General features: G+C 66.8%; 18 protein-coding genes and 1 rRNA gene. 14 read left to right on the top strand and 5 right to left on the bottom strand.

Going from position 1 to position 20,390, the window contains the following annotated elements; translation table 11 throughout:
• Nucleotides 1-2 precede the first annotated feature (2 nt).
• A 5S ribosomal RNA gene (gene rrf, locus AC5P8J_RS18845) occupies nt 3-117 on the top strand.
• Between the two features lie 317 nt (nt 118-434).
• On the opposite strand, the gene AC5P8J_RS18840 is transcribed toward rrf, so the two are convergent.
• Together AC5P8J_RS18840 and AC5P8J_RS18835 are read right to left on the bottom strand one after the other, a co-directional pair.
• Complete coding sequence (locus AC5P8J_RS18840; protein ID WP_495217039.1) at nt 435-2,144, bottom strand: M28 family metallopeptidase; 1,710 nt, start codon at nt 2,142-2,144, stop codon at nt 435-437.
• 86 nt (nt 2,145-2,230) lie between these two features.
• Entirely contained in the window at nt 2,231-2,893 is a 663-nt protein-coding gene (locus AC5P8J_RS18835) for a DUF4097 family beta strand repeat-containing protein (protein ID WP_005414989.1), read from the bottom strand.
• A 95-nt stretch (nt 2,894-2,988) separates the two neighbouring features.
• On the opposite strand from AC5P8J_RS18835, the gene AC5P8J_RS18830 reads away from it, so the two are divergent.
• Nucleotides 2,989-4,287 (top strand): murein hydrolase activator EnvC family protein, encoded by a 1,299-nt coding sequence (locus AC5P8J_RS18830; protein WP_495217038.1) that lies wholly within the window; start codon nt 2,989-2,991, stop codon nt 4,285-4,287.
• Between the two features lie 108 nt (nt 4,288-4,395).
• A complete protein-coding gene (locus tag AC5P8J_RS18825; RefSeq protein WP_495217037.1) occupies nt 4,396-5,940 on the top strand; it encodes a S41 family peptidase in 1,545 nt (514 codons plus the stop codon).
• 82 nt (nt 5,941-6,022) lie between these two features.
• Here the strand turns inward: AC5P8J_RS18825 and AC5P8J_RS18820 are convergent, their stop codons facing one another.
• Nucleotides 6,023-6,715 carry a rhomboid family intramembrane serine protease gene (locus tag AC5P8J_RS18820; protein WP_005414994.1) on the bottom strand — a complete coding sequence of 231 codons (693 nt, stop codon included), beginning with the start codon at nt 6,713-6,715 and terminating at the stop codon, nt 6,023-6,025.
• A 225-nt stretch (nt 6,716-6,940) separates the two neighbouring features.
• On the opposite strand from AC5P8J_RS18820, the gene AC5P8J_RS18815 reads away from it, so the two are divergent.
• Nucleotides 6,941-8,368, top strand: a complete 1,428-nt coding sequence (locus tag AC5P8J_RS18815) for an outer membrane protein transport protein (protein ID WP_005414995.1) — start codon at nt 6,941-6,943, stop codon at nt 8,366-8,368.
• A 134-nt stretch (nt 8,369-8,502) separates the two neighbouring features.
• Nucleotides 8,503-9,102 (top strand): nicotinamide riboside transporter PnuC, encoded by a 600-nt coding sequence (pnuC, locus tag AC5P8J_RS18810; RefSeq protein ID WP_021202925.1) that lies wholly within the window; start codon nt 8,503-8,505, stop codon nt 9,100-9,102.
• A 115-nt stretch (nt 9,103-9,217) separates the two neighbouring features.
• Here the strand turns inward: pnuC and putA are convergent, their stop codons facing one another.
• Nucleotides 9,218-12,436, bottom strand: a complete 3,219-nt coding sequence (gene putA, locus AC5P8J_RS18805) for a bifunctional proline dehydrogenase/L-glutamate gamma-semialdehyde dehydrogenase PutA (protein WP_495217036.1) — start codon at nt 12,434-12,436, stop codon at nt 9,218-9,220.
• A gap of 274 nt (nt 12,437-12,710) precedes the next feature.
• On the opposite strand from putA, the gene AC5P8J_RS18800 reads away from it, so the two are divergent.
• The 6 genes from AC5P8J_RS18800 to AC5P8J_RS18775 are packed head-to-tail and all read left to right on the top strand — an operon-like array spanning nt 12,711 to nt 17,525.
• Nucleotides 12,711-13,187 carry a DUF2244 domain-containing protein gene (locus AC5P8J_RS18800; protein WP_021202927.1) on the top strand — a complete coding sequence of 159 codons (477 nt, stop codon included), beginning with the start codon at nt 12,711-12,713 and terminating at the stop codon, nt 13,185-13,187.
• Between the two features lie 11 nt (nt 13,188-13,198).
• A complete protein-coding gene (gene coxB / locus AC5P8J_RS18795; RefSeq protein ID WP_495217035.1) occupies nt 13,199-14,155 on the top strand; it encodes a cytochrome c oxidase subunit II in 957 nt (318 codons plus the stop codon).
• Between the two features lie 59 nt (nt 14,156-14,214).
• Nucleotides 14,215-15,822, top strand: coding sequence for a cytochrome c oxidase subunit I (gene ctaD / locus AC5P8J_RS18790; RefSeq protein WP_072169019.1), 1,608 nt, complete (start codon nt 14,215-14,217; stop codon nt 15,820-15,822).
• A gap of 8 nt (nt 15,823-15,830) precedes the next feature.
• Complete coding sequence (locus AC5P8J_RS18785) at nt 15,831-16,049, top strand: hypothetical protein (RefSeq protein WP_053498719.1); 219 nt, start codon at nt 15,831-15,833, stop codon at nt 16,047-16,049.
• Nucleotides 16,046-16,636, top strand: coding sequence for a cytochrome c oxidase assembly protein (locus tag AC5P8J_RS18780; protein WP_134731207.1), 591 nt, complete (start codon nt 16,046-16,048; stop codon nt 16,634-16,636). The genes AC5P8J_RS18785 and AC5P8J_RS18780 overlap by 4 nt, the downstream gene beginning before the upstream one ends.
• A gap of 13 nt (nt 16,637-16,649) precedes the next feature.
• The gene (locus AC5P8J_RS18775) at nt 16,650-17,525 is read left to right on the top strand and encodes a cytochrome c oxidase subunit 3 (RefSeq protein ID WP_005407793.1); all 876 of its coding nucleotides are present in this window, start codon (nt 16,650-16,652) and stop codon (nt 17,523-17,525) included.
• A 20-nt stretch (nt 17,526-17,545) separates the two neighbouring features.
• Here the strand turns inward: AC5P8J_RS18775 and AC5P8J_RS18770 are convergent, their stop codons facing one another.
• Nucleotides 17,546-17,764 (bottom strand): twin transmembrane helix small protein, encoded by a 219-nt coding sequence (locus AC5P8J_RS18770; RefSeq protein ID WP_021202930.1) that lies wholly within the window; start codon nt 17,762-17,764, stop codon nt 17,546-17,548.
• Between the two features lie 57 nt (nt 17,765-17,821).
• Between AC5P8J_RS18770 and AC5P8J_RS18765 the strand changes: the two genes are divergently transcribed.
• From AC5P8J_RS18765 to AC5P8J_RS18755, 3 genes are all read left to right on the top strand, one after another.
• Nucleotides 17,822-18,535, top strand: a complete 714-nt coding sequence (locus tag AC5P8J_RS18765) for an SURF1 family protein (protein WP_171953313.1) — start codon at nt 17,822-17,824, stop codon at nt 18,533-18,535.
• Nucleotides 18,536-18,643: 108 nt separating this feature from the next.
• A complete protein-coding gene (locus AC5P8J_RS18760; RefSeq protein ID WP_134735030.1) occupies nt 18,644-19,213 on the top strand; it encodes a redox-active disulfide-containing membrane protein in 570 nt (189 codons plus the stop codon).
• A gap of 10 nt (nt 19,214-19,223) precedes the next feature.
• The gene (locus AC5P8J_RS18755; protein ID WP_227854387.1) at nt 19,224-20,387 is read left to right on the top strand and encodes a COX15/CtaA family protein; all 1,164 of its coding nucleotides are present in this window, start codon (nt 19,224-19,226) and stop codon (nt 20,385-20,387) included.
• The last annotated feature ends 3 nt before the right edge of the window (nt 20,388-20,390 follow it).

The raw sequence follows: 20,390 nt of genomic DNA, 5'->3' as shown, positions 1-20,390 counted from the left end.
TCCCTGGTGAAATTAGCGCTGTGGAACCACCCGATCCCATCCCGAACTCGGAAGTGAAACGCAGCTGCGCCGATGGTAGTGTGGCTCAAGCCATGCGAGAGTAGGTCATCGCCAGGGTTTACACCCAAAACCCCGCTGCTCGCGCAGCGGGGTTTTTCTTTGTGCGCAGGAAATGCGGGTGGTGCCGGCCGCTGGCCGGCAACCCGATGGCGTTACATCGCCTGCTAGATCCACGCCATGCGTGGATGCCGTCCACGAGGAAGCATTGCGCCAACCAAGGTTGGCCGCTACCAATCGATTGCCGGCCAGCGGCCGGCACTACCGGCAGATCCACACCAGTCGTGGATCTGCCGCCGACGGTACGCAAAAGAAAAGCGGCGCCCCGTGGGGCGCCGCTCTGCTCTCAACAGTGCTCAGTCGAGCATGGCCCGACTTTACTTGGCCGAAGCCTTGTCCTTCATCATCGCGTCGCGGGCCGCCTTGAACGGGTTACCTGCATACCAGTTCGGCCAACGATCACCACCGGCCAGTTCCTTGCCCACGCCGTACATCAGCTGCAGGTCTTCAACGGTGCCGTCCAGCTTCCAGGTGGCCGCGTCGAACTCGTCCTTCGGGCCATGGTAGCGGTTGGCGCCGTAGTCCGCCGCGGCCTTGCGGCCCGCTTCCACGCCACCCTCGCGCAGGTCCTCGCCGCCATCGGCGTACAGGGCCGGCACACCGGCCTTGGCGAAGTTGAAGTGATCCGAGCGGAAGTAGAAGCCGCTTTGCACCGAGGTCTCACCGTGCAGCGTACGGTCCTGGGCGGCGGCCAACGGCTTGAGGATGTCCTCCAGCTCCGAGCTGCCGAAGCCGGTGACGGTCACGTCCTTGGCACGGCCGGCCACCGACATCGCATCGATGTTGATCACACCGGCGATCTTGTCCAGCGGGAAGGTCGGATGGGCGACGTAGTACTTCGAACCCAGCAGGCCGGATTCTTCCAGGGTCACGGCCAGGAACACCACCGAACGCTCCGGCTTCGGGTCCTGGTGCGCCATGGCTTCGGCCACTTCGAGAATGCCGGCCACGCCGGTCGCGTTGTCGACGGCGCCGTTGTAGATGTTGTCGCCGGTTTCACCCTCATGCTTGCCCAGGTGGTCCCAGTGCGCCATGTACAGCACGGCCTCGTCGGCACGCTTGCTGCCCGGCAGCACGCCGACCACGTTGCGGGACTGCTTCTGTGCGATCTGGCTTTTCAGGTCGACCGCTGCGGTGGCCTTCAGCGGTACCGGCTTGAAGCCGCGCTTGCTGGCATCCTTGTAGGCCTGCGCCAGGTCCAGGCCGGCACCGGCAAACAGGGCCTTGGCCGCCTCGGCGCTCAGCCAGCCCTGCACTGGAATACGGGCTTCCGGGTCATCCTTGGCCGGCAGGTCGTATTGCGGGCCCGCCCAGGAGTTCTTCACCACGTCCCAGCCGTAGGATGCGCCGGCCGTGTCGTGCACGATCAGTGCAGCAGCGGCGCCCTTGCGCGCGGCCTCCTCGAACTTGTAGGTCCAGCGCCCGTAGTAGGTCATGCGCTTGCCGTCGAACAGCTTCTCGTCGTCGACATGGAAGCCCGGGTCGTTGACGAACATGACGACCGTCTTGCCCTTCCAGTCCTGGCCGGCGTAATCGTTCCACTTCTGCTCCGGTGCATCGACGCCGTAGCCGACGAAAACCAGGTCGCTGGCATCGACCTTCACCTCGGCCTGGCCGGTACGAGTCCCCACCACCATGTCGGTGCCGAACTTCAGCTCGGTGGTCTTGCCGCCCTGGGTGATCTTCAGCACGGTCGATTCGTCGGCCGTGGTCTCGGTCATCGGCACATCCTGGAACCAGCTGTCGCCGTTGCCGGGCTGCAGGCCGATGCGCTGCATCTGGTCGCGGATGTAGTTGACCGTCAGCTCTTCACCCTTGCTGCCCGGGGCGCGGCCCTCGAACTCATCCGAGGCCAGTGTCTTGACCATCTCGGCGAAGTCGCCGGCATTGATCTCCGGGGAGAACGAATGGGCGGCCGGCTTCGCCGCAGGGGTGTCGGTGGCCGGCGCGGCGGCGGGCGTGTTTTCGCCTTTGCAGGCACTGAGCGCGGCCGCGGCGGCCAGGCACAGGAGGAGTTTGCGGGGCATCGTCGATTCCTGGAGAACAAAGGGCGGCCGCACCTGATGCGCGACCGGTAACAGTGAGTATCACCGAACCGGCAGGTCCGGCGGGTTCAGTCCGCCGGGGCGGTTTCGGTGTCGAACGGAATTGGCTCGGCGCCGGTCACCGGGCCGATGCGAGCGGAGCGATGCACGTACAGCACCACTTCGCGCTCGAACTGCAGGGGGCCGTTGACCACCGCATTCGGGCCGATGATCACGCGCGGCTTGCGGCTGGCGGTCAGCGAGACACTGAAGTTCGGCTTGCGCACATGCACACCGCCGTTGACCTGCGAACCGATACCGACGGTGATGTCACCATTGACGGTCTCCACGTCCTTGCCGACGCGGCTCTCGACCAGGCCGATGCCGCCGTTGACGGTCTCGACGCCGCCTTCGATCTGGCTGCCGCGATCAGTGAAGATGCTGCCGTTGACGGTGCTGACGCCGCCACTGGCGATCACTTCACGACCCAGGCGCACACCGCCGTTGACCGTTTCGATCTTGCCGGTGCGCGCGCGGTCGGCGACCTTCACCCCGCCGTTGACGGTGTCGATGCTGCCGGTCTCGACGCCTTCGCCGACGCGGATGCCGCCGTTGACGGTGTCGAGCTTGCCGTAGCGTTGACCGGGTTCGGCGCTGATGCTGCCGTTGACCTTGCTGATGTTCTCCTGCGCACAGACCGGCCCGGTGGCCAGCAGTACGCCCAACAGCAGCGGAATGGAAAGAGTTTTCATGGCGACCTCGATGGATGTGCGGCTGGCAGGCCGCGTGCGGAGATGTCACCATTCCCCGGTAGCCCCCGCAACTGCCTGAAGTCACTGGAAAGCCCTTGCGCGACAACGCCTTCCCATCACGCCGACATCACATCGCCGCTGCCCGCGGCGGTCGCTGCCTGCTGCTGGGGCTGGCGTTGGCGCTGGTCCTGCCGCTGCCCAGCGGTGCGCAGACCACCCGCGAGACCGAGCGCAAGCTGCAGAAACTGCGAACCGAACTGAAGGGCGTGGCGCAGGAGCGACGGCAGATCGAGGGCCAGCGCGGGCAGGCATCGCAACAACTGCGCGAGGCCGACGAGAAGGTAGCCCGCACCGGCCGTGCCCTTGCGCAGACGGAAGCCGCGCTGCGCGAGCAGGGCCGCGCCCTTGCCGAAGCCGAGCAGCGCCGCAGCACGCTGCAGGGCAACCTGGCCCAGCAGCACCGCGAACTGGCCGGGCTGTTGCGCGCGGCATATCAGCTGGGCAACCACGCACCGCTGAAGCTGCTGCTGTCGCAGGACACGGTGGCCGATGCCAACCGCGCCCTGGCCTACCATCGCTACCTGCAGCGCGAGCGTGCGCAGCGGATCACCACGCTGACCGCCGACCTGAAGGAGCTGGAAGCGCTTCAGGCGCAGATCGCCGAGCGCAAGCAGAAGCTGCAGGGGACGCAGCAGGACCAGAAACAGCAGGCAGCCGCCCTGGAAGCGGACCGCCGTGATCGCGCAAAGACCGTTGCCTCGCTGGAAGAGCGCTTCAAGGACCAGCGTGAGAAGGAACAGGCACTGGGCCAGGACGCCAAGGCACTGGAAACGCTGCTGGCCAACCTGCGTGCCGCTGCCGCGCGGGCCGAAGCCGAGCGGCGCGCCGCTGCACGCCGGGCCGCCGCCGAGAAAGCCGCTGCCGAGCGCGCCGCACGCCAGGCCGCCGCGCAGGGCCGTCCACCGCCGCCCACCAAGGTTCCACCTGCGGTGGCGTCGGCACCGGCGCCGAAGGTCGGCGGCCTGGGGTGGCCGTTGTCCGGCAACCTGCTGGCCCGCTATGGCGGCAAGCTGCCCGATGGGCGCACCAGCAGCGGTGTGCTGATCGGCGCGCCAGCCGGCAGCACGGTCACGGCCGTGGCCGATGGCACCGTGGTGTTCTCCGACTGGATGACCGGCTACGGCATGATCCTGATCGTCGACCACGGCAACGGCTACATGAGCCTTTACGCGCATAACGACACCCTGCTGAAGGATGCTGGCGCGCGGGTCAGCCGCGGCGATGCGGTGGCCAAGGTCGGCAATTCCGGCGGCCAGGGCGTCACCGCGCTGTACTTCGAGCTGCGCCGTGGCGGGCAACCGGTCAACCCGGACAGCTGGCTGCAGCGGCGCTGAATCCTGGCCCGCCGGATGCGGGCCGGATTCAACGGGAATTTAGCTGTGCTTCGCGCATAATCGGTGCATGTGCCTTGGGCACCATGCCACCGTCGACAGGAGTGATCCATGCGCGCAGCCCGTACCGCCACCCTCTTGCTGGCCCTGTTGCCAGCGCTGTCCTGGGCGCAGCAGACCGCGCCCGCCCCCAGCCCGGAAACCAGCGGGCAGGCAGCGAACAGCGAGGAGGCGGTGACCTCGAAGGTGCCGCTGGAGGAAATCCGCCGTTTCGTGGCCGTGTACAACGCGGTGCGCGCCGCCTATGTCGACCCGGTCGATGACAAGAAGCTGATGCAGTCAGCCGTGCGTGGCCTGCTGCTCGACCTTGATCCGCACAGCACCTACTTCAACAAGGAAGACGCGCAGGCCTTCGACGAGCAGGCCAACGGTGCCTACGAGGGCATCGGCGTGGAGCTGCAGCAGCAGCCGGACAATGCCAGCATGAAGGTGATCGCGCCGATCGACGACACGCCGGCAGCCAAGGCCGGCATCCTTGCCGGCGATTTGATCATCGCCATCGACGGCAAGCCGATCAGCGCGATCGATGCCAGCGAACCGCTGCGTGGCCCGGCCGGCAGCAAGGTGGTGCTGACCATCGTGCGTGATGGCAAGCCGAAGCCGTTCGATGTCAGCCTGACCCGCCAGACCATCCGCGTGACCAGCGTGCGCAGCCGCCTGCTCGAGCCGGGCTATGGCTATATCCGCCTGAGCACCTTCCAGGCCGATACCGGCTCGGACTTCCAGAAGCATGTGCAGCAGCTGCAGAAGCAGTCCGGTGGCCAGCTCAAGGGCCTGGTGCTGGATCTGCGCAGCAACCCGGGTGGCCTGCTGACGGCCGCCGTGCAGGTCGCCGACGATCTGCTCGACAAGGGCAACATTGTCAGCACTCGTGGCCGCATCAGCATCAGCGATGCCCGGTTCGACGCGACCCCGGGCGACCTGCTGAAGGGCGCACCGGTGGTGGTACTGGCCGATGCCGGTTCGGCCAGTGCCTCGGAAGTGCTCGCCGGCGCGCTGCGCGACAATAAGCGCGCCCGAGTGGTTGGCAGCCGCACCTTTGGCAAGGGCTCGGTGCAGACCGTGTTGCCGCTGGACAACGGTGATTCGGTGAAGCTGACCACCGCGCGCTATTACACGCCCAGCGGCAAGTCGATCCAGGCCACCGGCATCGTGCCGGATGTTGAGTTGAAGCCCGCCGCTACGTCGGCGGAGGATGCCCTGCCGGCCAGCCTGAGCGATTACAGCGAAGCCACCCTGCCAGGCCATCTGCGCGGCGACGACGAAGGCACCGAGGGCTACCACGCCGGTGCGGTGCTGCCGGGCGACGGCCCGATCAACGACGCGCTGGCCGAGCTGAAGAACCCCGGTTCGGTGGCTGCACGGTTGAAGGCCGAGGCCGAGAAGGCGGATGCCGCCAAGACCGCGAAGGCCGCTGCGGCGAAGCCGGAAGCGAAGGTCGAACCTAAGCCGGAAGCAAAGCCGGAAGCGAAGGTCGAACCTAAGCCGGAAGCAAAGCCGGAAGCGAAGGTCGAACCTAAGCCGGAAGCAAAGCCGGAAGCAAAGCCGGAAGCAAAGCCGGAAGCAAAGCCCGCACCGGCCCCGGCGAAGCCGTGAGGTAGCGCCGGGCCATGCCCGGCGTCGGCTCAAGGGCGGAAGAAGAAAACAAATGCCGGCCAGCGGCCGGCACTACCCGGCGTCAGAAGCCGTGGCGCTTGCGCAGGCGGCGGGCGATGGCCGCCCGCACGTAGACCCCGTACACCACGCCGAACACGAAGCCGCCGATGTGCGCCCACCAGGCCACCATGCCGAAGCTGGGGCCGATGTGGGCGAACACCACCTGCAGTGCCGCCCAGACGCCGATCAGCAGGTACGCCGGGGCGCGCACGAACTCCAGGAACAGGCCGAGCGGGATCACCACGCCCAGCCGGGCGCCCGGGAACAGGGCCAGATAGGCGCCGATCAGCGCTGACACCGCGCCGCTGGCGCCGATGATGATCTGGTCCGGGCTGCCCATGGTGTAGATCGCGACCAGGTTCGACACTGCGCCGCCGACCAGGAACAGCAGCAGCAGCCGCCACGGCCCCAGCACCCGCTCGGCGGGCAGGCCGAAGATCAACAGGAACACCAGGTTGCCCAGCAGGTGCGACCAGTCCGCGTGCAGGAACAGGGCGGTGAACAGGCGCAGCACGCTGCCGTCCTGCAGCGTCGCCCACCAGTCCAGCGGGCGGGTCAGGCCGGTGGACAGGGCGCCCCAGTCCAGCCAGAGGCTGCCGCGGGCATCGTCCGGACGCGAGATCGACCACAGGAACGCCAGCCACAATGACGCGAACAGCACGGGCGTGGCCCAGCGCAGGGCCGCCTTCTTGCGGGACGGGAGCGAGACGAACATGCCAATAGCCTAGCGTGCGGCCACTTTCAGTGGGGACGGTCCTGTTCAGCTTTTGAGACGAAAAAACCGCCTGCGCTGTTATTGTTTCATTAACAGCTCTGGGTAATACTCGCATACGGCGTCGTATGTCGGGAGGGGAATCCGGCGCGCTCCGATGGGTCCCAGGACCCGGCGGGCGCAGGCGCACTCAGAGCACCATCACCGCTTACCGGAGAGAGAACTACGATGCAAACCGCTTCCACCATTGCCCGACTGACCCTGCTGGCCGTCGGCGTTGCCGGTGCGCTGGCCGCCGCCGATGCCAATGCTGCCGCCTTCCAGCTTAAGGAAAACAGCGCCAAGGGCCTGGGCCGCGCGTTCGCCGGCTCCACCTCGACCGAAGGTGACGCCTCGGTCATCGCCACCAACCCGGCCTCCATGCGCCTGCTCGACGGCACCCTGGTCCAGGGCGACGTCAGCGCCATCAGCTTCGGCGCCAAGTTCCGCGGCCAGGGCCAGTACGGCAACGGCGCGCCGATTTCCGGTGGCAACGGCGGCGACGCCGGCATGATCGCCCCGGTTCCGGCCGCGTACTTCCACGTGCCGTTCGGCGAGAACGACAACATGCACTTCGGTGCTTCGCTGACCGTGCCGTTCGGCTTCAAGACCGAATACGACCGCGACTGGGTCGGCCGCTACAACGGCGTCAAGACCGAGCTGCAGGCCATCGACCTGGGCGTGGCGTTCTCCTACGACGTCAACCCGTACCTGTCGTTCGGTGCTTCGGTGTTCGCCGAGCGCCTGAACGTCGACCTGACCAGCGCTGTCGATACCGGCACCGCGATCAACGCCACCGCCCAGCGCACCGCTGCGGCGCGTGTGCTGGCTGCAGGCGGCACCGCAGCCCAGGCTGCGGCGGCGTCGCAGGCCGCTGCACGCCAGGCCGCCCAGCTCGGCTTCTCGCCGGGCACCGCCGATGGCTACCTGCGCATCAAGGGCGACGAAGTGTCGGTCGGCTACACCCTGGGCATGACGGTCACCCCGGTGGAAGGCACCAACATCGCCTTCAGCTACCGCTCGAAGGTCGAGCACAAGATCACCGACGGCAAGGCCGACTTCACCATCCCGCAGAACGCTGCCGCCTTCCTGGCCACTGCCGCCCCGGGTACCTTCATCGACAGCAACGGCCGCGCCACCATCACCCTGCCGGCCAGCGCCACCGTGGGCTTCACCCACCGCGTGAACGACCAGTGGCAGATCATGGCCGAGGTGACGCGCACGGCGTGGAGCAAGTTCGACCAGGTCACCGTCGACTATGACTCCAACCAGCCGGACAGCGTGCTGCCGTTCCACTACCGCGACACCACCTTCGCGTCGATCGGTACCGATTTCCGCGTGAACGACAAGCTGACCCTGCGTGGCGGCCTGGCCTACGACCAGACCCCGACCACCGACGCCCACCGTGACGTGCGCGTGCCGGACACCACCCGCAAGTGGCTGTCGCTGGGCCTGACCTACGCCGCTTCGGACAAGATGGAATACAGCGTGGGTTACACCCACCTGTTCACCAAGGATCCGAACATCACCTCGACCTCGGCCACTGCCAACACCGTGACCGGCAAGTACAAGGTGAGCGGCGACGTGCTGGCGGCGTCGATGCAGTACAAGTTCTGATTCGGGCGATTGCCTGAAGCAGTACGAGGAGAGCCCCGCGCAAGCGGGGCTTTCTTTTTGCGGAGGGTATCCACGCATGGCATGGATCTACTGGTCCGACGACGCAGGGCGCGGATCTACGCGACAATGGTGCGATGAACCTGTCCGACCCGAGCTTCCAGCTGGAGCTGGCCGCCAACATCGCCGTCGCCGGCTCGATCCTGTTGGCCGGCCGCAACAACGTGCACACCTGGTGGCTGGGCATCGTCGGCTGTGCATTGTTTGCTGCCGTGTTCGAACGCTCGCACCTGTACGCGGACATGGTGCTGCAGTTCTTCTTCATCGCCATCAGCGTGCTGGGCTGGTGGCAGTGGCTGCGCGGCGATCATGGAGCGCCGTTGCCGATTACTTCATTGCGGCCGCGTGCCTGGGCCTGGCTGGCGCCGCTGGCGGTAGTGGCCACCTTCGGCTACGGCTGGATGCTGACCCGACTGACCAATGCCTATGCGCCGTACATCGATTCGGCGGTACTGGTGCTGAGCGTCATCGCGCAGATCCTGATGATGCGGCGCAAGCTGGAGTCGTGGTGGGTCTGGCTGCTGGTAAACACCGTTGCAGTGCCGCTGTACTACAGCCGTGGCCTGCACCTGACCTCGATCCTGTACATCGGTTTCTGGGTCAATGCACTGGTCGCCCTCCGGCACTGGCGCAATCTGATGCGGGCCGAGGCCACGACGGCACCTGAATTCCTGTAGAGCCGAGCCCACGCTCGGCTGCGCCAGGAAAGCCGAGCGTGGGCTCGGCTCTACAGGCAAAGTACAAAAAACCCCGCTTTCGCGGGGTTTCTCGTTTGCCGCATCAACCGGGCGATCAGTCGCCCAGGGTCAGCAGCGAGGCGTTGCCGCCGGCGGCGGTGGTGTTCACCGTCACCGTCTTTTCGGTGGCAAAGCGCAGCAGGTAGTGCGGGCCGCCGGCCTTCGGGCCGGTGCCGGACAGGCCCTGGCCACCGAACGGCTGCACGCCGACCACTGCACCGATCTGGTTGCGGTTGACGTACACATTGCCGACGTGGACGCCGTTGCTGATGCGGTCAACGGTTTCGTCGATGCGCGAATGCACGCCCAGGGTCAGGCCGTAGCCAGTGGCGTTGATCTGGTCGATCACCGCGTCGAGCTGGTCGCCCTTCCAGCGGATCACGTGCAGGACCGGACCGAAGACTTCCTTGTGCAGCTGGCCCAGGTCCTTCAGTTCATACGCGCGCGGTGCGAAGAAGGTGCCGTTGGCGGTTTCGGCGGACAGCTGGGCGGCGGCGATCAGGCGCGCTTCGCGGTCCATGCGTTCGGCGTGTTCCTGCAGGATCTTCAGCGCGTCGGCGTCGATCACCGGGCCGACGTCGGTAGACAGCAGGCCCGGGTTGCCGACCTTCAGTTCCTTCATCGCACCGGCCAGCATGGTCATCACCTTGTCGGCGATGTCGTCCTGCACGAACAGCACGCGCGCGGCCGAGCAACGCTGGCCGGCGGAGGTGAAGGCCGAACCGATCGCGTCCTTGACCAGCTGTTCCGGCAGTGCCGAGGAGTCGGCGATGAAGGCGTTCTGGCCACCGGTCTCGGCGATCAGCACGCCGATGGCGGCGTCACGCGCGGCCATCGCACGGTTGATCGCACGGGCGGTCTCGGTGGAGCCGGTGAAGGCCACGCCGGCCACGCGCGGGTCGGCGGTCAGCGCTGCACCCACGGTGGCGCCGTCGCCCGGCAGGAACTGCACCACCTCGGCCGGCACGCCGGCATCGTGCAGCAGCTTCACCGCGTAGTAGCCGATCAGGTTGGTCTGCTCGGCCGGCTTGGCGATGACGCTGTTGCCGGCGGCCAGTGCGGCGGCGACCTGGCCCAGGAAGATCGCCAGCGGGAAGTTCCACGGGCTGATGCAGACGAACACGCCGCGGCCGTGCAGCTGCAGCTCGTTGGATTCACCGGTCGGGCTGGGCAGCTTCTCGGCGTGGCTGAACTGCTCGCGCGCCTGCTTGGCGTAGTAGCGCAGGAAATCCACGGCTTCGCGCACTTCGGCGATGCTGTCGGGCAGGCTCTTGCCGGCTTCCTTCACGCACAGCGCCATGAACTCCGGCATGCGCGCTTCCAGCTGGTCAGCGGCGTGTTCGAGGATGGCGGCGCGGCTGGCGGCCGGGGTGCGGTTCCAGGCCGGTTGTCCGGCCACGGCGTTGGCCAGGGCCTTCTGCACGGTGGCGGCATCGGCGGCCAGCCACTGGCCGACTACTTCGCGGGTGTCGGCCGGGTTGGTCACCGGCAGCGCGGCGCCGGCCGGGTTGGCACCCGGTACCAGCGGCGAGGCCTGCCACGGCTTCACGGCGGCGTTGAGCTGCTCGGCCAGGGCGCGCAGTTCGTTGTCGTTGGCGAGGTTGGCGCCCATGGAGTTCTTCCTGTCGTGGTTCTGGCTGCGCAGCAGGTCAACCGGCAGCGGGATCTTGGGATGCGGAATCGATTCGAACGAGGCGACCATCTCGACCGGATCGCGGATCAGGTCGGCGATCGGCACGCGCTCGTCGGTGATGCGGTTGACGAAGCTGGAGTTGGCACCGTTTTCCAGCAGGCGGCGCACCAGGTACGGCAGCAGGTCTTCGTGCGAACCGACCGGGGCGTACACGCGGCAGGGCAGGTTCAAGCGGTCGGCCGGCACCACTTCGGCGTACAGGTCGTCGCCCATGCCGTGCAGCTTCTGGTGCTCGTACACGCCGCCGTTGGCGATGCTGCGCACGGCCGCGATGGTGTGCGCGTTGTGCGTGGCGAACATCGGGTAGATCGCGTCCGCATGGGTGAACAGCCGCTTGGCGCAGGCCAGGTAGGACACATCGGTGTTCTGCTTGCGGGTGAACACCGGGTAGCCCGGGTAGCCTTCGATCTGCGCGCGCTTGATCTCGGCATCCCAGTAGGCGCCCTTGACCAGGCGCACCTGCAGGCGGCGACCGGCACGGCGTGCCATGTCGGCCAGGTGGTCGATCGTGTACGGCGTGCGCTTCTGGTAGGCCTGCACGACCACGCCGAAGCCATCCCAGCCAGCCAGCGAGGCGTCGGAGAACACCTGCTCGATGATGTCCAGCGACAGTTCCAGGCGGTCGGACTCCTCGGCGTCGACGGTGCAGCCGATGCCGTAGCTCTTGGCCAGCTGTGCCAGTTCCAGCACGCCCGGCACCAGGTCCTTCAGCACGCGCTCGCGCTTGGCGTGCTCGTAGCGCGGGTACAGCGCCGACAGCTTGATCGAGATGCCCGGCGCGTTGTTGACGTCGCCGTCCGGACGGCCACCGCGGGCCTTGTGATCGCCGCCGATGGCGTGGATCGCACGACGGTAGTCTTCCAGGTAGCGCAGCGCGTCCTTCATGGTCAGCGCGCCTTCGCCGAGCATGTCGAACGAGTAGCGGTAGCTGGCGTTGTCGCCCTTGTGCGAGCGCGCCAGCGCTTCGCTGATGGTGCGGCCCATGACGAACTGGTGGCCCATGATCTTCATCGCCTGGCGCACGGCCAGGCGCACCACCGGCTCACCGACGCGGCCGACCAGGCGCTTGAATGCGCTGGGCGCATCGGCGCGCGTGGCGTCGTTCATCTGCACCAGCTTGCCGGTCAGCATCAGGCCCCAGGTGGAGGCATTGACCAGCACCGAGTCGCTGCCGCCCAGGTGCTTTTCCCAGTCGGCATCGGCCAGCTTGTCGCGGATCAGCTTGTCGGCGGTGTCCTGGTCCGGAATACGCAGCAGCGCTTCGGCCACGCACATCAGCAGCACGCCTTCCTCGCTGCCCAGGTCGTACTGGCGCATGAAGGCTTCGATCGCGCCCTGGTCCTTGGCACGCACGCGCACGCGGCCGACCAGGTCGGCGGCCAGCGCCTGCACCCTGGCCTGTTCCTCGGCGGGCAGGCGCGCCTGCGCCAGCAGCTCGCGGACGTGGCTGGCCTCGTCCTTCAACCAGGCATCGGTGATGGCCTGGCGGAACGGGTTGGGGGGCGCCGGCAGTTCCGGCGACAGCAGCGCGCCCGGACGCGGGGCGTCGTGGGCGGCAGGGGAGGAGGAAGGTGCGTTCATGCCGGTCCGGCCAGTGGAAAACTTGGCGATTTTAATCATTTTTGCGGCCTTCGGAAGCGCCACGCAGACACCTTCATGAAGGGCTGATAGCCACTAACGGTGGTGGATTCGGCGTGTTCAGCAAACCCGGCGATATTTGTGCTGAATTCGTCATCCGTGCCGCCGACCGCATGCTGTGTTGCAGCATCGGAAAAAGTGTGAATGCACCCTTGCTACTGGCGAGAGGGCGGGGCTAACATCGAGACGTTTCCCGCGGCAGGAACGCGGTTGCGACATGATCGAGGTGCTTCCAGCTCCGGATGGGTCAGGTACGCAGCTGCGGCTGCGTCCCCCACGGGCGCTCGATGCCCGGCAGTTCGTCCTGTTGTTTACCGTGTTGTCGGGTGCGATGTGGCTGGTGTCCGCCCTCGGGTGGTGGGCCGGCAATGCATTCGCCCCCCTGTTCGCGCTGCTGTACAGCCTGGTGCTGGCGGCGGCGCTGCGTGCCTTGTGGCGCAGCGGTGAACGGCAGGAGGAGATCCGGGTAGTGCCGGCGTACGTGGAGGTCATTCCCGTACCCGGTGGATCGCCGGTGTTCCGGGCCCACCCGCATTGGGTGCGCCTGCTCACCGACGATGAGAGGGTCCGGCTGGCATCCAGCGGCCGGCAGGTGGAGGTGGGGAGTTTCCTCGCGCCGGCCGAACGTCAGACGCTCGCAGAGACACTTGAAAGCTTGCTCGCCGCCAGCGATGGCGGCAACCGACGACGCTAAGGGTCTAGGCAATGAAGCAAAGCAGCAGGTGGGGCACGAAGTGCGTGAACGCGGTTGCCGCAGTGCTGGCGACCGGGGGACTGATGCCGGCGTCGGCCTGGGCCCAGGCGGCCGATCCCAAGCCGTGGCAGCTGAACATGGGCAAGGGGGTGACCCAGACCTCGCGCCTGGCCTGGGAATCGAACAACCTTTCGTTGATCATCTGCACGGTGATCGGCGTCATCGTGTTCGGCGCGATGGCCTACGCCATCTTCAAGTTCCGCAAATCCAAGGGCGCGGTCGCCGCCACCTTCAGCCATAACACCAAGGCCGAGATCATCTGGACGGTGATCCCGGTGATCATCCTGATCGTGATGGCGTGGCCGGCCACGGCCAACCTGATCAAGATGTACGACACCCGCGATGCTGAGATGACGGTCAAGGTCACCGGCTACCAGTGGATGTGGAAGTACGAATACCTCGGGGAGAACGTCACCTTCACCAGTCGCCTGGACCGGGAATCCGACCGCGTGCGGCAAAGTGGCATCGTGCCGACCCGCGAAAGTCATCCGCACTACCTGCTGGACGTCGACAACCGGCTGGTGTTGCCGGTCGATACCAAGGTCCGCTTCGTCATCACTTCCGATGATGTGATCCACGCCTGGTGGGTGCCGGCGCTGGGCTGGAAGCAGGACGCGATCCCCGGTTTCATCAATGAAGCCTGGACCAGCATCGAGCAGCCCGGGGTGTATCGCGGCCAGTGCGCCGAGCTGTGCGGCAAGGACCACGGCTTCATGCCGATCGTGGTCGAGGCGGTGTCCAAGGAGGACTTCAGGAAGTGGCTGGCGCAGCGCAAGCCGGCGCCGCCCGCCGAGCCCGCCACGCCTGCGGCACCTGCCGAACCGGCTGCACCGGCGGGCGAGGCACCGGCTGCGCCTGCTGCTGCCGAAGCGGGCAGCGCGCCTGCCAGCGCGGCCAGCGGAGCGTGATGTAAAGCCCGCGGCCGCTCGCGGCCGTGGTGACAACCGATTCTGAGAGGTGTTTTGCAATGGCGCACTCGGCAGTTGGGCACGACGATCACCATCACCACCAGAGCTTCTTCGAGCGTTGGTTCTTCTCGACCAACCACAAGGACATCGGCACGCTGTACCTCGGTTTCAGCTTCATCATGTTCATCGTCGGCGCGGCGATGAGCGTGGTGATCCGCGCCGAGCTGGCGCAGCCGGGCCTGCAGTTCGTCAAGCCCGAGTTCTTCAACCAGATGACCACCGTGCATGCGCTGGTGATGATCTTCGGTGGCGTGATGCCGGCCTTCGTCGGCCTGGCCAACTGGATGATCCCGCTGCAGATCGGCGCGCCGGACATGGCGCTGCCGCGCATGAACAACTGGTCGTTCTGGTTGCTGCCGGTGGCTTTCAGCCTGCTGCTGCTGACCCTGTTCCTACCCGGTGGTGCGCCGGCGGGTGGCTGGACGCTGTATCCGCCGCTGTCGCTGCAGGGCGGCTACAACGTGGCCTTCAGCGTGTTCGCCATCCACGTGGCCGGCATCAGTTCGATCATGGGTGCGATCAACATCATCGCCACTGTGCTGAACATGCGCGCGCCGGGCATCGACCTGCTGAAGATGCCGATCTTCTGCTGGGCCTGGCTGATCACCGCCTTCCTGCTGATCGCGGTGATGCCGGTGCTGGCCGGTGCGGTGACCATGCTGCTGACCGACAAGTTCTTCGGCACCAGCTTCTTCAACGCCGCCGGTGGCGGTGACCCGGTGATGTACCAGCACATCTTCTGGTTCTTCGGGCACCCCGAGGTCTACATCATGATCCTGCCCGCCTTCGGCGTGGTCAGCGAGATCATCCCGACCTTCAGCCGCAAGCCGCTGTTCGGCTACCAGGCGATGGTGTACGCCACCGCCGCGATCGCGTTCCTGTCGTTCATCGTCTGGGCCCACCACATGTTCACCGTGGGCATGCCGCTGGGCGGCGAGATCTACTTCATGTTCGCCACCATGCTGATCTCGATCCCGACCGGCGTGAAGGTGTTCAACTGGGTCAGCACCATGTGGCGTGGCTCGCTGACGTTCGAGGCACCGATGCTGTGGTCGGTGGCCTTCGTCATCCTGTTCACCATCGGTGGCTTCTCCGGCCTGATGCTGGCGATCGTCGCCGCCGACTTCCAGTACCACGACACCTACTTCGTGGTCGCCCACTTCCACTACGTGCTGGTGACCGGTGCGGTGTTCGCGCTGATCGCCGCGGTGTACTACTGGTGGCCGAAGTGGACCGGGCGGATGTACAGCGAGAAGTGGGCCAAGGTGCACTTCTGGTGGTCGATCGTATTCGTCAACCTGTTGTTCTTCCCGCAGCATTTCCTCGGCCTGGCCGGCATGCCGCGGCGCATTCCCGACTACAGCGTGGCGTTTGCCGACTGGAACCTGATCAGCTCGATCGGTGCGTTCGGCATGTTCGTCACCCCGTTCATGATGGCCGCGATCCTGCTGTCGTCGCTGCGCAACGGTGAGAAGGCCGAAGCACGCAGCTGGGAAGGTGCACGCGGGCTGGAGTGGACGCTGCCGTCGCCGGCACCGGCGCATACCTTCACCACGCCGCCGACCATCCGCCCGGGGGATCTGGCGCATGACGACATCACGCATTGAGGTGGGGCATGCATAACGAGAGCCCACTGCAGACCTGTAGAGCCGAGCCATGCTCGGCTGACGTGGAGCAGCCGAGCATGGCTCGGCTCTACAACAGCCCGGGCGACGCCCCGGAAAACGGCATCGAACAGCAGCGCCAGCGCGCCAGGCGCACGGCGATGTGGGTCGGCGCCATCGCGGTGCTGGTCTACGTCGGCTTCATCCTCAGCGGGGTGATCGGCCGATGAGCGAGGCGCCAGCCAGCACACCGTCTCGCAGTGCGGGGCTGCCGCGCCTGATCGGTGTGGCGGTGGCGGTGTTCCTGCTGACCTTCTCGCTGGTGCCGCTGTACCGCATTGCCTGCGAGAAGGTGTTCGGTGTGCGCCTGGAACGCGGCCCCGGTGGCGAAGCCAGTGCAGGCGCGGCGGCCGGCAAGCGCACCGTGCGCGTGGAATTCGATGGCGGCGTCAATTCGCGCCTGCCGTGGTCGTTCCATCCCGAACAGCTGACCATGGATGTGGTGCCGGGCGAACTCAACGAAGCGCTGTACTTCGCCCGCAACGACAGCCAGCAGGCGGTGGTCGGCAGTGCGGTGCCTTCGGTGGCGCCGGCGCGTGCCTCGGGCTTCTTCAGCAAGACCGAATGTTTCTGTTTCACCGCGCAGACGCTGCAGGCCGGCGAGAAGCGCGACATGCCGGTGCGTTTCATCGTCGATCCGGACCTGCCGCCGGAGATCAAGACGATCACCTTGTCCTACACCTTCTACCGCAACGACGCGCTGTCCGATCGGCTGGCCCCGGCCGCCACCTCGAACGGCGCGCACGCCGCACCCTGACCCGGATACCGACATGGCCCAGACACCGACCGACGCCAACGTGTACTTCGTCCCGGCCCAGAGCAAATGGCCCTTCGTGGGGTCCATCGCGATGATGGTGACCATGGTGGGCGTAGCCAGCTGGCTCAACGATGCCAGCTGGGGGCGCTGGACGTTCTACATCGGTATCGCGATGCTGGTGCTGACGTTGTTCTGGTGGTTCAGCGACGTGGTGCGCGAATCGCAGGCGGGCAACTACAACCACCAGGTCGATGGCTCGTTCCGGATGGGGATGATCTGGTTCATCTTCTCCGAAGTGATGTTCTTCGGCGCCTTCTTTGGCGCGCTGTTCTACACCCGCAACCTGGGCCTGTCGTGGCTGAGCGGCGAAGGCCGCGGGGTGATGACCAACGAGCTGCTCTGGCAGGGTTATTCCGCCGGCTGGCCGACCAACGGGCCGGCGGCGATCGGTGGCGCGTTCCAGACCATCCCGGCCTGGGGCCTGCCGCTGATCAATACGCTGATCCTGCTGACCTCCGGCGTGACCTTGACCATCGCCCACCACGCGCTGAAGGCCGGCAACCGCCGCCAGCTGCTGATCTGGCTGGGCCTGACCGTGGTGCTTGGCCTGGGCTTCCTGACCCTGCAGGCGGAGGAGTACATCCACGCCTACAAGGAACTGAACCTGACGCTCGGCTCGGGCATCTACGGTTCAACCTTTTTCATGCTGACCGGCTTCCACGGCGCGCACGTGCTGCTGGGCACGATCATGCTGATCGTGATGTGGCTGCGTTCGGCCAAGGGACACTTCACCCGCGACAACCATTTCGGTTTCGAAGCCGCCGCGTGGTACTGGCACTTCGTCGACGTGGTGTGGCTGATGCTGTTCCTGTTCGTCTACGTGCTTTGACCGCGCACGCATCGGTGGCCTCAGCCGCCGACGCCGTGCGGCTTGATCCAGCCCATGTAGATGCTCACGATCACCAGCAGGATCAACGCGACCGACACCCCGATGCGGCGTGTCAGCGCGTTGACCGTGCGCTTGGTCTGGCCGCGGTCGACCAGCAGGTAGTACAGGCCGGCGCCCAGATTCCAGACGATGACGATCAGAAACGCGATTACCAGCAGGGTCTTCAGCGAATCACTCATGCGCGGCTCGAGGGCAGGGTGGATGTGCCTATCTGACCGCGTTTGCGCGGACTTGTCATGATGCGCCAGCACACGCGCGTGTTCGGATGGCTGCTGGCCGTGCTGGCGATGGCCGGATTCACCGCATTGGGGCTGTGGCAGCTGCAGCGCATGCATGCCAAACAGGCAATGTTGGATGCACAGGGTCCAGCCGTGGCTCAGACGCTGTCGCTGGCCCAGGCGCTGGCCGCACCGGGCGCGTTGCATGGCGTGGCCGACCATGGCCGCTTCCTGCCCGGCGTGGTGCTGCTGGACAACCAGATCCGGCATGGCCGCGCCGGCGTGAAGATCTATCGCCCGTTCCGCAGTGACGAGGGCAGCGTGCTGCTGGTCGATCTGGGCTGGCGCGCGCTGCCGCCGGATCGCACGCTTCCGGAGGTGCCGTCGCCGCCTTCGCCGGTGGCCGTGCGCGGGCTGCTCGCGCCGCCACCGTCGGCGGGACTGGCCTTGGGCCCGGCGTTCTCCGCTACCGATGAGGCCGGGCGTTGGCTGGCCAGCCGCTTGCCCGCCGAGGGCCTGGCGGCGGCGCTTGGCCTGCCGGCATTGCCCGATCGCGTCCTGCGGCTGGACCCGGCGCTGCCCTTCGGCGAAGAACGCGACCTGGACCTGCTGCCGAACACGCTGCCGCCGCAACGCCACCTGGGCTACGCCGTGCAGTGGTTCGGCCTGGCCCTGACCGTGCTGGTGGTCGCGCTGGTACTGGAGTGGCGCAGGCGCCGTGCTGCCCGGTAGTGCCGCCCGCTGGCCGGCAACCCCCGCATTCCTGGATGCCGGCCAGCGGCCGGCACTACCGCAGCGTCACACCCGCATCCCTCACCCAACCATGAGAAAATGCCCCGCATGAACACTGCTACGTCCCCGCAGGCGCGCGGCTCCGGCCGCCGGACCCTGGTGCTGCTGTTTGCCGTGTTCTTCGGGGCGATGGCGCTGGCCGCCGTGCTGCGCTTCTCTGGCTGGCAGCCCACCGGGCACCGCAATGCCGGCCAACTGCTGAAGCCGCCCGTGGACCTGCGCCAGCAGGCACCAACCCTGGCCAACGGCCAGCCCTACCCGTGGAACCCCGAAGCCCGTACCTGGCGCCTGCTGGTGGCACCGTCCGGCGCCTGCGACGCGCCGTGCGTCACTTTGTCGCAGGGACTGGGCAAGGTGTGGCAGCTGTTCGGCCATAACGCCGATAATGTCGAGATCCTGTGGCTGGGAACGCCACCGGCGTCGATCGCCTCGCTGCCCGCGCTGCGGCCGCTGGCTCCGTCGCCAGCCCTGCGCGCGGCGCTGCCCGGCGTCGATGATCCGGCTGGACCGCCGGTCTACGTGATCGATCCGAACGGCTTCGTGATCATGCGCCATGCCCCCGGTAGTGATCTGGGCGGCCTGCGCAAGGACATGGCCACGTTGCTGAAACTGAAGTGAGTCCCGTTTGATGAGCCTTTCCGCGCGTCCGGCGCTGCACCGCAATTTCCACCGCCTGGCGTGGTTCGCCATGATCATGACGGCGAGCACGATCATGTTCGGCGCCTTCGTGCGCCTGTCCGATGCCGGCCTGAGCTGCCCGGACTGGCCGACCTGCTATGGCCAGGCCACCTGGCCGCAGCACGTGGAAGAGACCATCGGCCACCCGGCGGCGGAGATCCGCCCGCTGGAGACCCACAAGGCCTGGCGTGAACAGGTGCACCGGTTCCTGGCCGGCGCACTGGGCATCGAGATCCTGACCCTGGCGCTGCTGGCCACGCGCAAGCGGCGATTCGGAAGCACGGCGGTGGTGACCGCCTGCGTGCTGGTGGCCGCCGGCATACCGCTGTACATGATGGGCTGGCATGGCACCGCCAGTACCTTGGCTCTGGTCGGCGAGGCGATCCTGCTGATCGCCGCGCTGCGCTGGAGCAACATCGACCTGGCACGCGCTGCACTGCTGACCCTGGCGGTGGTGATCTTCCAGGCCCTGCTGGGCATGTGGACGGTGACCCTGCTGCTCAAGCCCATCGTGGTGATGGGCCATCTGCTGGGCGGCATGCTGATGTTCGCGCTGCTGGCCTGGATGGCCTGGCGTGCGACGCACATGCCGATCACTCTGGCCGAGGCACCGAAGCTGAAGTGGCTGCTGCGCATCGGCCTGGCGGTGCTGGTCACCCAGATCGCACTCGGCGGCTGGGTCAGTGCCAACTACGCGGCGCTGGCCTGCGGCGGCGGCAGTGCATCGCTGGACAACTTCCCGCGCTGTGCCAACCAGTGGTGGCCGCAGCACAACTTCGTCGAAGGCTTCACCCTGTGGCGTGGCATCGGCGTGGACTACGAAGGCGGCGTGCTGGATGGCGCCTCGCGTATCGCCATCCAGATGGCGCACCGCCTGTTCGCGGCGGTGGTGGCCATCTACCTGCTGTGGCTGGGCGTGCGCCTGTTCCGGTTGCCGAGCATGCGCGGCTGGGCCAGCGCGCTGATCGCGCTGCTGGTGTTGCAGGTCACCCTCGGCATCCTCAATGTGAAGCTGGCGCTGCCACTGGAAGTGGCGGTGGCCCACAACGGCGTGGCCGTTGCCCTGTTGTTCGTGCTGGTCAGCCTGCTGGCCCGCCTGCGCGCCCCGGACTGACTC

The organism is Stenotrophomonas sp. YJH_SMC_37, from assembly GCF_059370035.1.
Note: the sequence above shows the minus strand (reverse complement) of the source record. Positions and strands in the feature narration are given on the sequence as shown.